Origin of the sequence: Stappia sp., from assembly GCF_965276915.1 — a bacterium.
Taxonomy (GTDB): domain Bacteria; phylum Pseudomonadota; class Alphaproteobacteria; order Rhizobiales; family Stappiaceae; genus Stappia.
The window spans coordinates 1397856-1412476 of record NZ_OZ255709.1 but is presented as its reverse complement, the minus strand read 5'-3'; the positions used below and the strand labels follow the sequence as shown (position 1 = coordinate 1412476).

Genomic DNA, 14621 nt, shown 5'->3' with positions numbered 1-14621 from the left:
GTCTTGCAGCCACGGGCGCCGGGCGGCCGGCGCGGGCGCGAGCGGTCAGTTCGTCGGGGTGAAGCGGTCGAGATCGGGGACGATGGAGGCATCGCCGTAGCTCGTGGCGAAGCGAACGCCGATCTGGTGCAGCCGGTCCGTCCAGCGGCGGATCTGCGCGTCGTCGAGCAGGCGACCGCCGGCGATCGCATGCGAGGCCTCGACCTCGATCTGGTCGCGCAACAGGCCGAGCTCCAGCATCGTCGCGTCCTCGGCCCGGTACTTGTCGAGCCAGCCGAGCGTCATCGTTCCGGCCATCACCAGCACGGCGGCGGCGGAGGTGACCGACGACCACTTGGCAATGCCGGTGATGCGCCGCTCGCTGACCACCAGCAACATTGTCGCGATCGACAGGAAGGCAACGATGGCGACCGCGGTCAGGAAACTCTCGTAATTGCTCTCGGCATTCACTTCCTGGCTGGCGCGCAGGGTGGTGATCCGGTCGCGCAGGTAGAGAACGGCGTCGGCCTGCGGGCCGAGCGCATCGCGAAAGTAGGCATCGCAGTAGCGCAGCCGGCCGCGCTCGATGGTCTTGTCGGCGCAGACCTCGACGAAGGAGGCGGGCGTGCCGGTGCCTTGCGCGGCGGCCGGCAGGGCCAGGGCTGCGGGCGCGAGAAGGAGCGCGAGCAGCACGAGCAGGCGGCCGGCACGCGAAAGTGTCAGGGCGGCGCTCATCGCGACAGGCCTCCGAACAGGGTCGGCAGGTCGAGCGGGCGGAAGCCGTAATGCTCGATCCAGCGGATGTCGGCGTCAAAGAAGGCACGCAGGTCCGGCATGCCGTATTTCAGCATGGCGATCCGGTCGATGCCCATGCCCCAGGCGAAGCCCTGGTAGACATCCGGGTCGAGACCGCAATTGCGGATGACATTGGGATGAACCATGCCGCAGCCGAGGATTTCCAGCCAGTCGTCGCCCTCGCCGATCTTCACCTCGTTGCCGGAGCGGTCGCAGCCGATATCGACCTCCATCGACGGCTCGGTGAAGGGGAAGAAGGACGGACGGAAGCGCATCTTGATCTCGTCGACCTCGAAGAAGGCCTTGCAGAACTCCTCCAGGATCCATTTCAGGTGGCCGATATGGCTGCCCTTGTCGATGACCAGTCCCTCGACCTGGTGGAACATCGGCGTGTGGGTCTGGTCGCTGTCGCAGCGATAGGTGCGCCCGGGCGTGATGACCCGGATCGGCGGTTCTTGCGACATCATCGTGCGCACCTGCACCGGCGAGGTGTGGGTGCGCAGCAGCATGCGCTCGCCGTCTTCCTTGGGATGCAGGAAGAACGTGTCGTGCATCTCGCGCGCGGGATGGTCGGGCGGGAAGTTGAGCTGGGTGAAGTTGAGATGGTCGGTCTCGATGTCCGGGCCTTCGGCGATGGAAAAGCCCATGTCGGCGAAGATCGCGGTAAGCTCGTCGACGACCTGGCTGACCGGATGGATACGGCCGGCCTCGGCCGGTGCGGCCCGCAGCGGCAGGGTGACGTCGACGCGCTCGGACTGCAGACGGGCATCAAGGGCCGCTTCCTGCAGGATGTCGCGGCGGGCGGCGAGTGCCTCGGTGACGCGGGTCTTGAGGCCGTTGATCGCCGGCCCCATCTCGCGGCGTTCCTCGGGCGAAAGCGCGCCCAGCGTCTTCAGCTTCTCGGAGACCGAGCCCTTCTTGCCGAGGGCGGCAACGCGAACTTCTTCCAGCTCGGCTTCGGAGGACGCGGCGGCGACGGCCGCGAGAATCGCAGTTTCAAGGGATTGCAGTTCGGACATGGCACCGTCGGACTTGGCGGCGCGCGGCCGGCTTGCCGGCGCGGCACGTTGACAGGGAGTTGAGGTCTTTTAGCAGACTTTCAGCCGGTTTCCAGCGGCAGCGCACAGGCTTGCGCGGAACCGGAAGGCGCGGGAGAGCGCCCGGGGTCAGGAGCGTCTAAATCGTCCGCAGGCGGGGCCCTGCGCCAGGGCGCGGGCCGGCGGGAGAACGCAAGCGGCCGGGCTCGGCACGGCGATTGTCTCGCCCTGCGCCACGCGCGGCGCGCGCCTCGTTTCCCGGAAGTGGACGAGGGAGATCCTCACGTCTGTTCCTGCCTGTTGCCGATAACGGGATCAAGTCCTGCCAGATCGACCGGCCAAAGGCAAGCGGCAGCGCCGCCGCGCGCGCAGCCCGAGGGTGGAGAAGCGGCCCGGACCCGCGCCGCGAAGGGCGCGGGCCGTTTCCTGCCGGCGCGGGGAAGAAGCTTCAGTCAGGCAAGCAGGGCCAGTCGGACCTATTTGGTCAGGAGCAGTTTCTCGAAGCGGGTGATCGACAGGCGATAGACCATGTCCTTGTGGCGGATATGCACCTCGCGGGCGCCCTGGAAGAGGACGGAACTGTCCAGCTCCAGCGGCGCGGCCTGCTGCTGCGCGGCCTTGGGCAGGGTCAGGGTGCGCTGCGTGGTGCGCGGCCGCCGGTAGAGCGTGGCATGGGCGTGGTTGGGCGACTGTGTCATGATCGTCTTGCTCCTTCGATCGCGTGACGGGCGAGCCCGTGGTTTGGAACCGCTCTAAACTTGCGAACCGTTCGCAAGATTATTCTTGACTCAAATACTCATGTTTTATAGCAAAGGCAATGTCCGTTTCGCCTCTCGCTGTGCCCGGGGAGAGCGCTACGGAGATCCAAGCGCCAGCAAGCCACCCGTCAACTCCCTCGACGGCCAGCTAGCCACGCTCTTGCAAGGACGATCATTTCCAACCCTTCGGGAAGGCTCTCGGCTCCATGTGTGCCAGACATCAGGACTTGCGGCAGGCGATCCAGGACGCGGTCGCCGCCGAGGCGGCGGCGACCCGCGACACAGGCGCGGCCGGGCCCTGCGCCGCGCGGCGGCGCATCGCGCTGTGGGACCAGGGCGACAGCGTGCACTGCTCGATCGTGGGCACCTGCGCCAGCGTCGACGACCTGCGCCGGGTGGCGCGCAAGACCGGCATCGAGGTGGCTCCCGACACGCCCGACTATGACGTGCACGGCCATTTCGTGCGCCTGTCGACCACCGACTGCGCCTTTTCGCGCGCCTTCCAGAAACTGCTCGACAGCCGCTTCGAGGGTGCCCTGCGCCGGGTCGGACGGGCGCGCGACGCCGCCGCGCTCGATGCCCTGTGGAGCGAGATGTGCGAACGCGGCCAGGTGGCGCCGGCCTATTGGGCCTTCATGACGCATGCGCATGTTCCCGCAAGCCTGAGGGCCAGGATCTTCGGCGAGGTGCATATGTGGTCGCATCTGGCCGGGGCCTCCTTCCGGCGCAAGAACGAGGAAGCAACGGCGCTGCGCGACCAGTTGCAGGACGCGGACGAGCGCGCAAGGCGGGTCGAGGCCGGCCTGCGCGCGGCGCTTCTGGCCCGCGACAAGGAGATCGCCGACTTGCGCGAGGCGGTGGCGCGGCTGCGCGCCGACCGCCTGCAGGACGCAGCCGAGACATCGGAGACGGCAACCGTTGACGGCGAGGCGCTGCGACGGCGGCTCGACAAGACCGGACGGGCGCTACAGTCGGCAAGGGTGCGCGCCCGCATGGCGGAGGCGCGGCTGCGGGAGATCGGGAACGGCCACGGACGCCGGGGCCAGGCGGACACGGCCGTCGCCGATACTGTGCAGGCGCCCCGGCAGCCGGCGGCAGCGGCGCGGATCGACGCGGGCCCGGCGCATCTCACGCCCGTGGCGGGCGAGCGTCCGCGCGCCATCCTCTATGTCGGCGGCATGCACGGCCACCGCGACCGGCTGCGCGGCATCGCCGAGACCTTCAACACCACATTCCTGCATCACGACGGCGGCGTCGAGGACGCCCCGCAGCGCCTCGACCACCTGCTGCCGTCGGTCGACTGCGTCTTCTGCCCGGTCAATTGCGTCAGCCATGACGCCTGCCTCAGGGCCAAGAAGATCTGCCAGAAGCTCAACAAGCCCTTCGTGCCCCTGCGCAGCACCGGCCAGACCGCTTTCCGCAAGGCGTTGCAAACCCTTGTCGGAACGGCCGCCACGGGCCAGATGGCAGGGGACGACACCAACCCGGGGGAGACTGCCTGATGTACATCGCCATGAACCGGTTCCGCGTGAAGCTCGGCAACGAAGACGCTTTCGAGGAGGTCTGGCGCAACCGCGAGCGGCGGCTCTCGGAGATGGAGGGCTTCGTCGAGTTCCAGCTGCTGAAAGGCCCGGAGCGCGACGACCACACACTCTACGCCTCGCACACGGTCTGGCGCGACAAGGACACGTTCCTCGCCTGGACCAAGAGCCAGGCCTTCCGCGATGCCCACAAGAATGCCGGCGACAACAAGCCGCTCTATCTCGGTCCGCCGGAATTCGAGGGCTTCGAGGCGGTGATCAGCGAGACCGCCTGAGCCGCAACATCCGGGCGGCGGAACCTGGCCGGGAACGACAACCTTGGCCTTTCCGGTCGCACGCGAAAGTTGCACGGCCGGGCGTTCCGTCCGTACTGCCATCCGTGATAGGGTCCGCTCCTCCCGAGACGAGACACGGACCCGAGCCCATGAAGATCGACGGCACGCCCTATCGCTCCATCTGGCCGGTTGCGACCGGCGAGGCGGTGCGCATCATCGACCAGACCCGCCTGCCGCATGAATTCCTGACGGTGGACCTTGTCTCGCTGGACGACGCGGCGACCGCGATCCGCGACATGTGGGTGCGCGGCGCGCCGCTGATCGGGGCGACCGCCGCCTACGGCATGGGGCTGGCGCTGCATCGCGATGCGTCGGACGCCGCCCTGGAAAAGGCCTATGCGACGCTGATCGCGACCCGGCCGACGGCGGTCAACCTGCGCTGGGCGCTCGATGCCTTGCGCAATCGCCTGATGCCGCTCGCCCCGGGCGAACGGGCCGCCGCGGCCTGGCAGCAGGCCGGCGAGATCTGCGAGGAGGACGTCGCCGTCAACCACGCCATCGGCGGCCACGCGCTGACCATCATCCGCAAGATCGCCGCCCGCAAGCCGGCCGGCGAGCCGGTCAACATCCTCACCCATTGCAATGCCGGATGGCTTGCCACCGTCGACTGGGGCACGGCGACCTCGCCCATGTACCAGGCGCATGATGCCGGCGTTCCCGTGCATGTGTTCGTCGACGAGACCCGGCCGCGCAACCAGGGCGCCGGGCTGACCGCCTGGGAACTGGGGCGGCACGGGGTGCCGCACACGCTCGTCGTCGACAATGCCGGCGGTCACCTGATGCAGCACGGCCTTGTCGACATGGTGATCGTCGGCACCGACCGCACCACCGCCACCGGCGATGTGTGCAACAAGATCGGCACCTATCTGAAGGCGCTCGCCGCCCATGACAACGGCGTGCCCTTCTATGTCGCCCTGCCCTCCCCGACCATCGACTGGACGGTGCGCGACGGCCTCAGGGAAATCCCCATCGAGGAGCGCTCGGGCCGCGAGGTCACGCATCTGCAGGGCCGCACCGAGGACGGACGGATCGAGACCGTGCTGATCACCCCGGAGACGACCCCGGCCGCCAATCCGGCCTTCGATGTCACCCCGGCGCGGCTTGTGACCGGGCTGATCACCGAACGCGGCATCTGCGCGGCAAGCGCCGACGGACTGGCCGGCCTCTTCCCCGAGCGCGCGGCGGCCGCCTGAGCGGTCAGCCGACTCGGTTGCGCCGGACTTGATTAAACATCCGATAGTTGCAAATCTCGGTTTCGCACCCATCACAGGCGGAGCCGGAGCATGCAACGCGTCACGACACCGGACAGCGGACCCGAGGCGCCCGTTCCCGGGCGCGCTGTTCCCGCATGCCTTCTTCCCGGAGAGCTGAGCGGGCGGATCGAGGCCCTGCTCGACCGGGTGGCGCCTGGCATCGACCGGCAGACCGACTTCCGGCGGAGCCCGCAAGGCGCCGCCGACGGTTCGGTGATCTTTCGCGGCCGGCTTGACAAGGCGACGGGCAAGGCGGTGCTTGCCGAGGCCGGGGCGGATCCGCTGGTGGAAAGCGCAAGGCTCTCCGGCAACCGGCTGACCCTGCGCTTTTCCGCGCCCGTCTTTGATGCACTGCATGCCGGCTTGCGGGCCGACCCCGCCGATCCGCTGCGCCTTTCCGCCACGGCCAGGGACATGCGGGTCGCCGTCGATTTCCTCGATCCCAACGCCAACAAGGCCCTGCATGTCGGGCATCTGCGCAACGCCGCGCTTGGCCATGCGCTCGCCAGCCTGTGGCAGGCGCGCGGCGCGAGCGTTGTCCGGCAAAGCGTCGTCTGCGACATCGGCCGCAACATTGCCGAGGCGATGGCGGGACTGATCGCGGCTGGCGCCGAGGAGGTGCTGGCGCGGCCCGCCCGGCTCGACCGCGATCTCGGCGGGCTCTACGGTGCCTATGTCGCCGCACAGACCGGGCAGAACGACACGGGCACAGGCCGGAACGAGGGAGAGGTCGCGCTCGCCGACCAGCCGATCGCGCGCGAGTTGACGGTGAACGGCGATGCCGCCGACGACGTGCTGGCGCTCTGGCGCGCGGAGGATCCGGGAACGCTGGCGCTTTGGCGACGGGTGATCGACCGGGTTCTGGGTGACCAGGCGGAAACACTGAGCCGGCTTGGCATCCGCTTCGACCGGACCTTGCTTGAATCCGCCGCGGTGCCCGGCTGCGAGCGGCTGGGCGCGGAGATCCTCGCCGCCGGGCTCGGCACCCTCGACGAGGCCGGCATCGTGCTGGAGACCGGGCGCGAGGACTATCCGCGCTGCCCGCTGACCCGCAGCGACGGGTTCGCGACCGAGCACCTGCGCGCCCTCGTCCTGTGGCGGGACGAGGCGCTGGCGGCGGATGCGGACGCCGATGCGATGCCGGACCGCTTCATCCATGTGATGGGCGAGGAATGGCTGGTCTCCTCGGAAATCCGCATCGACACCCTGCGCCGGCTCAGGGCGGGCGCGCTGTTCGATCGATACACAATGGTGGCGCACCAACTGGTGCGGGTGGCCGGCTCCGACATGAAGTCGAGCGCCGGCAACGCGATCCTGATCGACGACCTCGTCGACGCGCTCGAGCGCACCATGCCGGACGACCTTGCCGCCGCCACCCCAGCAGCCCGGCGAATGGCGCTCGTCGCGGCCGCGCTTCTCCCTTTCCTTCTTGCCGAGACCGGCACGACGCTCGACATCGATCTCGCCACCCTCGCCGACGGGGCTGCAAATCCCGGCTGGGCAGTGGCGCGGCTTGCCGCCGCTGACAGTGTGGCCGCCACCGGAGGAAACACGGAGACGCCCGAGGCGCGCCATGCGCTGCTGCAGGGCGAAAGGCTGCGCCGGGTCGTGCTGCAGGCGTGCGAGCGCAACGATCCGGTTGCGGTGGCGCGGTTCCTGCAACGGCTTGCCGAACCGAGAGAGGAGACGGGGGCAGAGACGGGGGCAGAGGCGGGGCCGGCGACGGGGGAGGAGACGGGAGACCGGGATCAGGCGGTGACCGACGTGACCCGGGCCGTGCTTGCCCGGCTGGCGGCCGCGGGACTTGCAGCGCTCGGGATCGGCGGCGACACGGCAAAAGCCGGCCGCGCCGGATAGGCCGCCACGGCGAAGCGGCGATCAGGCGGAGGCGTCAGGGGCGGAACGGGCGAAGGTTTCCCTAAGCAAGGCGACCGCGGAAGCGGCCTAAAGGCCTGCCTCCCGCGGCGCCGTGTTCTACAGGGCATCGTTTCCAGGGCATCATTTCCAGGGCATCATGTGCACGTCCGTAATCCGAAAGCGTTCCGGTGCGGCGGGGCCGGGCGGCAGGGCCGCCGTCTTCCGCCTGCCTGCAATCAGCGGGCTGGAACGGCTTCGAACCTGGCGAGTGCGCCGGCGACGACTGGTGCCGCGCTGGCGATTGGCGCCGCATCACGCGCCAGTGGATGCGCCGCTGGTACCGACAGATCATCAAGATCCGCAGCTGGTACGCTCAGTGGCACGCCAAACGGTGGAGCACCGGCTGGCACGCCCTTGCCCGCTGGAACAGCGGGTGGAGCAGCCAGTTTTGGCATCGCGGCTGGCAAGCCAGACGCTGGCACGGATCGCTGCGCCATTGGAGCAGCGGTTTCGGAGAGACGCGAGCTCGTCAGTGCGAGCGCTGCCTTGATCTCGCGAATGGCCATCACTTTGTCCATGATTTTCACCTCCTTTCCTTTCCATGGCTGGAAATCTCCGGGTCTCGACCGGCAAGGCCGGGAAACCCCGCGGGCCGGCCGAACGTGACGGACGGCCCGCATAGTCGTGGTTCCGGCGACATGCCGGAAAAATGGCGCACCCGACGGGACTCGAACCCGCACCTACCAACTCCCAAAGCTGGTGCTCTTTAGCCGCATTTGGTCCGCCGTTCCGGGATCCGGGTCGGGGTGGAATGACGATGCCCTGGTGAAATCATTCCCCAGTCGCCAGGCCTTCCAGGCATTCCGCTGCAGCATTTCACCGGTTAAGCTACGGATGCATTCGTGGACCTTTTCTGTTTCACAACAAAGGCTTGCGGGCGATGAACACGACATTCTCGCGTCCGTCGAGCGCGATATAGTCGGGCGTACCGGCCCGATGGAAAAAATGCGCCTCCTCGACCTCAAGGCCGGCCGCCCGCGCCGAGCGCGACAGCACGGCGGGATCGAGCAGGTGCAGGAAATCGGGCAGTTCGGCGATCGTCGGATCGTCCGAACGGGCATGCAGGTCGTGGCATTCGCCGGGCCAGTCGAGACCGGCGGCGACATTGGCCTCGTAGACCGGAATGAAGCCGCGGATATTGGCCGAATAGGGCGAGCCCGACATGGACAGGAAGCGACCGCCCGGCGCCAGCCAGCGAAAGATGCCGGCAAAGCCTGCGTCGATCTCCGTGCCCGTGAGAAAGTTGAGCAGGTTGGAGGCATGGACGTGGGCAAGGCTGCCATCGTCGAAATCGAGCCCGGCCGGGAAGGCGCCGGGTGCAAGTCGAAGCCGGTCGCCCGTGCCCGGCGGCGCGTTGCGCGCCGTCTCCTCCAGATGGAGGGGATCGATGTCGTTGGCGATCACCGTGGCGCCGGCGGCAAGCGCCGCATGGGCGGCGACCCCGAAGGCGCAACCGAGATCGAGAACCGGAAGCCTCGCCTCCCCGGCAAGCTGCGCGAAGCGCGCGTTGATCTCGTTCAGACGCGTCGTCGTGCGGCCGCGCCGGTTGGCGGTGACCAGGCTTTCGCCCGGGCTGCCGGGCGGCGCGTCCTTGCGGCTTTCGGCGGCGGAATTCATGCGTGCGCTCCCTCGACCGGCACGCCATGGCGGGCCGCATAGGCGGTGTAGCGGGCCTGCAGGTCGCCGACCCAGTCGTCGACCTCGTCGACATGCATGCGGGCGCAATCGTACCCGAACGCCTCGCGCAGAACCGCCATTTCCGGCTCGCCATAGACGATGGTGCCGTCGGGGCGGATTTCGGCGATGCCTTCCACGGTTTGGCCCTCGAGATTGACGCGGATGGCATCGTCCCGGTCGAGCCCCTCCGGCAGCGCCAGCTCCACCCGGCCACGCCCCACGCGAGCCGGATAGCCGCCGGGCAGCGCGTTCGGCCCCGGCACATGCATCAGCCGGTCGCCGTCGGTGCGGGCGAGCGCGCTGACCACCGCCGCGACGCCGGAGGCGGCGACGATCTGGCCGGTGATGCCGCGCACCCGGCGGAACTCCCCGGTGACGCTGGCGAACAGCGCCGTGTGGTCGAGGTCATCGGTCACCTCGCGGTCCCCGTCCATCACCCGCAGCCAGTAGGGCGCGGTGCCGGGAGATCCGTTGGAGGAGATCGCGTTGCAGGCGACGTGATGGGCGACGAAGACGAGATCGAGATCGGTGCGCTCCCGGCCAAGCTGGCGGGCGGCGGCCCGGGTCAGGGTCGGCACGATATTGGCGATGTTGCCGCCGCCCACCAGCGGCGCGAGACCGACGGTGGCAAGCGCCGGATTGACCGCGTCGGGGAAGGAGGCATTGACGACCGGCACGGAGCTGCCGGCGGCGCGCATCGCCCGCATCAGGGCGCGCGCAGTGGCCAGGTGATTGGGCAGCCAGGGGCCGATCTTGGCCTGCTCGAGACGCTTGTGGCATTCCCCGGGGAGCTGCGAGATGCGCCAGAAGGTCTGCACGCTGGTGGCATTGACGACAATGTCGGGATCGACCTGCGCGATCAGCGCCGCGCAGCGGTCCGTCTGCGTCACGTCGCAGGGGACGGCGACGACATCCGGCTGGTGGCCGAGACAGAGCGCCGAGGTGATGGTCAGGTTGGCCCGCTCGTTGAGCCGGGCGGCGTTGCGCGCCGCGACGACGATGCGAAAGCGGTCGTCCATGCGCGCCAGCAGGTCGCAGACCTGCCCGCCGATAACGCCGGCGCCGAAGACGAGAACGGTCGCACGCGGATGCTGGTCTACCATTTGAGCGCCTCCATGACATGGTCGGGCCTGATGCCCGTTTCCTCGATAAGGCCGGCAAGCCCGCCGGCGCAGAGCGCGCCGCCCGGGCCCGGATGCAGGGTCGCGGCATGCGAGCCTTCCCTGCTGACCAGCAGTGTCCGGGCACCCAGCGCGGCGGCGCCCGCAATGTCGGTCGTCAGCGTGTCGCCGATCATCAGCGCCTCGCGCGGGGGAACCCGCCCGGCAAGCGCCAGGCCCGCGCCGAACACCGCCCGCCCCGGCTTGCCGAAGACGGTGACGGAACCGCCCGGCCGACCACCCGGCGCGCGATAGGCATCGGCGAGTATTCCGATGCCCGCATGCAGGCGGCCGGCGAGGCGCACCCGCCGGTCGGCATTGGTGAGGATCATCGGCAGGCGCCGGACGGCGGCACGGCGCAGGATTTCAAGGGTCGGCGCATCGGGGCGCTCCTGCCCGCAGGGCACCGCCTCGTCGAGCTCGCCGAGAATGCCGACGCCCAGCACGAGGTCGGCCGCATCCGGGTCGTCCGTCGCCGCCAGCCCCGCCGCCGCTGCCCAGTGCCCGCCCGGCTGATGACCGAGCACCAGCGCGGTGAGTGGCGGACGGCCCTCCAGCCGGCGCGGCTCGCTCAAGGCCCGCACGTGGTGGAAGGCCAGCTCCCCGCCGGTGACGATGGCATCGAAATGCGTCTCGCCGATGCCCTGGACCGCAAGCATCGCGGCAAGCTCACCCGAGCGGCGCGAGGTGTTGGAAACGAGCACGACCGGCACCCCGAGGGCGCGGGCGGCGGCGAGAGCCTCAAGCGCCTTGGGAAAGGCTCTCGTCCCGTCCGTCAGGACGCCCCAGACATCGACGAGAAGCGCGCGCGGTCGCGACCCGGCAGCGGGCGCACCCTGTCCGGGAGCAAGAAGCGCGCGCAGGCCGGCAACACGCGGCGGCAGCCCGTCCGGCCATAGGCAGGGGGTCGGCGCCGGCGACGGGACGGAGGCCGCACGCTGCAGGCCGGCGCCGGTCACGACACGGCTCCCGCATGCGCGGCGCCATCGCCCGGCAACCGCTCGCGGCGCGGCAGGGCGGGCCGCGCGATCCTGGCCGGACGGGCCGGGGCCAGCAGGCGCAGCAGGGCCGGCTCGATACGCTCGGCGAAGGCCGCCGCGATCTCGTCCCGCCCCCTGGCAAAGCCTTCGTCGAAGGTGCGTTCCTCGGCATCGCCCCAGCCGGCGGGCGGATCGATCTCGAAGACCCGCGAGGCCGCATAGGTGTGCTGCGTTCCCAGCGAGGCGACATTGGCCCGCAGCCTCAGCCCGTCGAAGCCGTGCGAGAGGGCGGGGGCGAAGGCGACGCCGGCCTCGCGCAGGAAGAAGGACGTGAGGTCGGCCCCGTCGACCAGTTCGGCACCGTCGGGTCCCGCATGGCCCTCAAGGCCCGGAAACTCGATCAGCAGCGAATGGCCGGCGGCGACCGGATGACCGATCTCGACAACCGGCGAGGAACTCCCCGTCGCCCGGCGCAAGCGCGCGTCGAGGCTGCCGACGAGATCCTCCACGAGGGCGATGCGGTCGCGGCATTCCGCGACATTGCGGCGGATGAAGCGTGCCGGCGCCTGCAGCGCGCCGAGCGCAGCCGCCTTGCCGACATGCGGCAGGCTGGCGGAGGAGGAGGTGATGAAGTCCTTCAGCGCCGCGATCATCCATGCCGGCCCGCAGCCCCAGCCGATGCGCAGGTTGGCAAGGCAATGCAGCTTGCTGGCGCCGGCGACCGTCAGGCAGCGGGACCCGGCCCGCGTTGCCGCCAGCCGCGCCCGGTCGGCCGCCTGATCATGCTCGGATCCGGCGAAAAGCGCGTCCTCGACCGCGATCATGCCATGGGCCAGCAGCACGTCGGCGATGGCCTCGAGCTCGGGCCGGGAATAGACCGCGCCGGTCATGGTCGGGTTGAACAGCAGCAGGACCGGCGGCCGCTCGGCCCGGTGACCGGCGAGGAAACGCGCCAGCGCCTCGGCGCTCAGCTTGTAGTCGCGCGAGCGCTCGCCAGGCACGACATGCAGGGTGCGCCGGAGATAGGCGCACCAGCCGGCGAGCGGATGGTAGAAACCCGGAGCCGTGACGACCTCCGCCCCCTCCCGGGTCGCCAGCGCAAGGGCCGCGACAATCAGCCGGGTCGAGCCGGCATCGAGAACAACTTCGCCGGCAGAGCTTTCGGGAACCCCGTTGCGGATGAATTCATCGCGGATCGCTGTTTCCAGATCGGGAAAGGGGCGCAGGAACATGTAGTTCTCGATCGGACTGCCATTCGCGTCCGCGATCGCGCCCAGTGCCGCACGCACCGCACCGTGCCAGGGACGGCGCACCCCCTCGCCATGGGCGAAGGAGACCACGCCGGCATCGAACATGCCCGGAGAGCAGGGAAACCCGGCCTCGTCCACCCCCATCAGGGCCTGGCGGGCACGTTGCAGTTTTCGATAGGTTTCACCCTGAGGAGGGTCGGCCAGCCGCTCGACGAACATGCCATCACCCAATGCGCTGCAAAATTTCTATACTGAAACTGTTCTGGCAATCCCATCACGGACCTTAGGGAATTGCAACCTCAAAGTGCATATTTAATTATTATGCAATTATAAATAAATATGAGAACGATGACACACAACCCGCTCACAGACCGTCACGCCGGCTCTTGCCAGCCGCGAAGGCGGCGGCGACACTCCGGCCACGCCAACGTGTCCAGGCCCGCGGGCCCGAACGACAAGGATCTCCCGAATGGTGGCTGCTCCCGTTCCCGTCTTCGACGGGCACAACGACACCTTGCTGAAGCTGGAACTGGGTGCCGGAACGCCGCGCGGACGCTCCTTCTTCGAGCGCGCCTCGCGCGACCATATCGACCTGCCCCGGGCGCGGGCGGGCGGCTTTGCCGGCGGGCTCTTCGCCATGTATGTGCCCTCACGCCTCGGCGAGGGGGTGAACCTGCGCTACGATCCGGAGGATCCCGCCAATTTCGCGGAAGTCCAGCAGCCCGCGGCCCTCGCCTTCACGCTTCGCATGGCCGCGAGGGCATTCAGGCTGGAGCGTGAAGCGGCCGGCGACATCACCATCTGCCGCGACGCGGATGCCATCCGCGCGGCGATGGCCTCGGGCTCGCTGGCCATGGTGCTGCATATCGAGGGGGCGGAGGCGATCGACCCGGATTTCATCGCCCTGGACGTGCTGCACGCCGCCGGCCTGCGCTCGCTCGGCCCCGTGTGGAGCCGCTCCAACATCTTCGGTCACGGCGCGCCGATGGCGTGCCCGGCTTCGCCCGACAGCGGGCCCGGACTGACCGACGCGGGCAAGGAGCTGGTGCGCGCCTGCAACCGGCTGAAGATCATGATCGACCTGTCGCACCTCACAGAGAAAGGCTTCTGGGACGTTGCGGCCCTGAGCGACCGGCCGCTGGTCGCCTCGCATTCCAACGCCCATGCGGTGTGCCCGTCGGCGCGCAACCTCACGGACAGGCAGCTCGACGCCATCGCCGAAAGCGGTGGCCTTGCAGGCCTGAACTTCCATGTCGCGTTCCTGCGGCCCGACGGCGGTCATCGCGCCGACACGCCGCTCGAGGTCATGGTGCGGCACATGGACCACATGATCGCGCGGCTGGGCGAGGACGGGGTGGCGCTGGGGTCGGATTTCGACGGCTGCCTGGTGCCGCGAGCGATCGCGGACGTCGCCGGGCTGCCGGTTTTGCTGCAGGCTTTTCGCGATGCCGGCTACGGCGAGGAGCTGATCGGGAAGATCGCCTGGAGGAACTGGCTGTCGGTGCTGGACAGAACCTGGGCGTGAGCGTCGCAGGTCGCCGCGGACCCGGTCGTGTCGGCGTGCCGACTTCGGATTGCCGGAGCCCGGCGACCGGATCCGGATTACTGGTGAAACGGCAGGTTCGGCGTTTCCGCCTCGATCCGCTCCTCCAGGTATTGCGCGATGCTGGTGGCGACCGCATGCAGCCGGCGCAGCTCCGCCTCGCGGCGAGTGGTGGCGAGTACCTCGCTCGGGCTGCCGCTCCTGGCGCCATTGCCGAAGCGCCCGGTGCCGCGCACGATGAAGCGATAGGCGGCGCCGTCCGGCGATTTCGGCGTGTGCAGGATGTCGCCGACATGCTGCTCTGCGAAACGCAGGCTGTCATTGAGCGTCGGCAGCGAAGTGACAAAACGGGCCATGACGAACTCTCCAACCCGGCCGCCGCCCCATTTCGCGGCG

At 69.2% G+C, this 14621-nt stretch carries 13 protein-coding genes and 1 tRNA gene; 5 read left to right on the top strand and 9 right to left on the bottom strand.

What is annotated here, in order from left to right:
- Positions 1-45: 45 nt before the first annotated feature.
- The 3 genes from ACQY46_RS06605 to hemP form a co-directional block, all read right to left on the bottom strand.
- The gene (locus ACQY46_RS06605) at positions 46-714 is read right to left on the bottom strand and encodes a phenylalanyl-tRNA synthetase subunit alpha (protein WP_428699473.1); all 669 of its coding nucleotides are present in this window, start codon (positions 712-714) and stop codon (positions 46-48) included.
- Positions 711-1793: a phenylalanine--tRNA ligase subunit alpha gene (gene pheS, locus ACQY46_RS06600; protein ID WP_428699472.1), complete on the bottom strand. Its 1083-nt coding sequence runs from the start codon at positions 1791-1793 to the stop codon at positions 711-713. Before pheS ends, ACQY46_RS06605 begins: the two co-directional genes overlap by 4 nt.
- Positions 1794-2287: 494 nt before the next feature.
- Positions 2288-2509 (bottom strand): hemin uptake protein HemP, encoded by a 222-nt coding sequence (gene hemP / locus ACQY46_RS06595; RefSeq protein ID WP_428699471.1) that lies wholly within the window; start codon positions 2507-2509, stop codon positions 2288-2290.
- A 266-nt stretch (positions 2510-2775) separates the two neighbouring features.
- On the opposite strand from hemP, the gene ACQY46_RS06590 reads away from it, so the two are divergent.
- The 4 genes from ACQY46_RS06590 to argS all read left to right on the top strand — a co-directional run bounded on the left by ACQY46_RS06590 (position 2776) and on the right by argS (position 7555).
- On the top strand, positions 2776-4071 hold the full coding sequence (locus ACQY46_RS06590) for a DUF2325 domain-containing protein (protein WP_428699470.1): 1296 nt from the start codon (positions 2776-2778) through the stop codon (positions 4069-4071).
- Entirely contained in the window at positions 4071-4385 is a 315-nt protein-coding gene (locus ACQY46_RS06585; protein ID WP_428699469.1) for an antibiotic biosynthesis monooxygenase family protein, read from the top strand. The genes ACQY46_RS06590 and ACQY46_RS06585 overlap by 1 nt, the downstream gene beginning before the upstream one ends.
- 149 nt (positions 4386-4534) lie before the next feature.
- Complete coding sequence (gene mtnA / locus ACQY46_RS06580) at positions 4535-5638, top strand: S-methyl-5-thioribose-1-phosphate isomerase (RefSeq protein ID WP_428699468.1); 1104 nt, start codon at positions 4535-4537, stop codon at positions 5636-5638.
- A gap of 90 nt (positions 5639-5728) precedes the next feature.
- On the top strand, positions 5729-7555 hold the full coding sequence (argS, locus tag ACQY46_RS06575) for an arginine--tRNA ligase (protein ID WP_428699467.1): 1827 nt from the start codon (positions 5729-5731) through the stop codon (positions 7553-7555).
- A 710-nt stretch (positions 7556-8265) separates the two neighbouring features.
- On the opposite strand, the gene ACQY46_RS06570 is transcribed toward argS, so the two are convergent.
- The 5 genes from ACQY46_RS06570 to ACQY46_RS06550 form a co-directional block, all read right to left on the bottom strand.
- Positions 8266-8453, bottom strand: a tRNA-Pro gene (locus ACQY46_RS06570).
- A 20-nt stretch (positions 8454-8473) separates the two neighbouring features.
- Positions 8474-9232, bottom strand: coding sequence for a class I SAM-dependent methyltransferase (locus tag ACQY46_RS06565; protein ID WP_428699466.1), 759 nt, complete (start codon positions 9230-9232; stop codon positions 8474-8476).
- A complete protein-coding gene (locus ACQY46_RS06560) occupies positions 9229-10395 on the bottom strand; it encodes a saccharopine dehydrogenase NADP-binding domain-containing protein (RefSeq protein WP_428699465.1) in 1167 nt (388 codons plus the stop codon). The genes ACQY46_RS06565 and ACQY46_RS06560 overlap by 4 nt, the downstream gene beginning before the upstream one ends.
- The gene (locus ACQY46_RS06555) at positions 10389-11411 is read right to left on the bottom strand and encodes a TIGR01459 family HAD-type hydrolase (protein WP_428699464.1); all 1023 of its coding nucleotides are present in this window, start codon (positions 11409-11411) and stop codon (positions 10389-10391) included. The genes ACQY46_RS06560 and ACQY46_RS06555 overlap by 7 nt, the downstream gene beginning before the upstream one ends.
- Positions 11408-12901: an aminotransferase class I/II-fold pyridoxal phosphate-dependent enzyme gene (locus ACQY46_RS06550; protein ID WP_428699463.1), complete on the bottom strand. Its 1494-nt coding sequence runs from the start codon at positions 12899-12901 to the stop codon at positions 11408-11410. The genes ACQY46_RS06555 and ACQY46_RS06550 overlap by 4 nt, the downstream gene beginning before the upstream one ends.
- Positions 12902-13151: 250 nt before the next feature.
- Here ACQY46_RS06550 and ACQY46_RS06545 point away from each other — a divergent pair, with 250 nt between their 5' ends.
- Positions 13152-14207, top strand: coding sequence for a dipeptidase (locus ACQY46_RS06545; protein ID WP_428699462.1), 1056 nt, complete (start codon positions 13152-13154; stop codon positions 14205-14207).
- Positions 14208-14284: 77 nt separating this feature from the next.
- Here the strand turns inward: ACQY46_RS06545 and ACQY46_RS06540 are convergent, their stop codons facing one another.
- Positions 14285-14581, bottom strand: coding sequence for a hypothetical protein (locus tag ACQY46_RS06540; protein WP_428699461.1), 297 nt, complete (start codon positions 14579-14581; stop codon positions 14285-14287).
- Positions 14582-14621 lie beyond the last annotated feature (40 nt).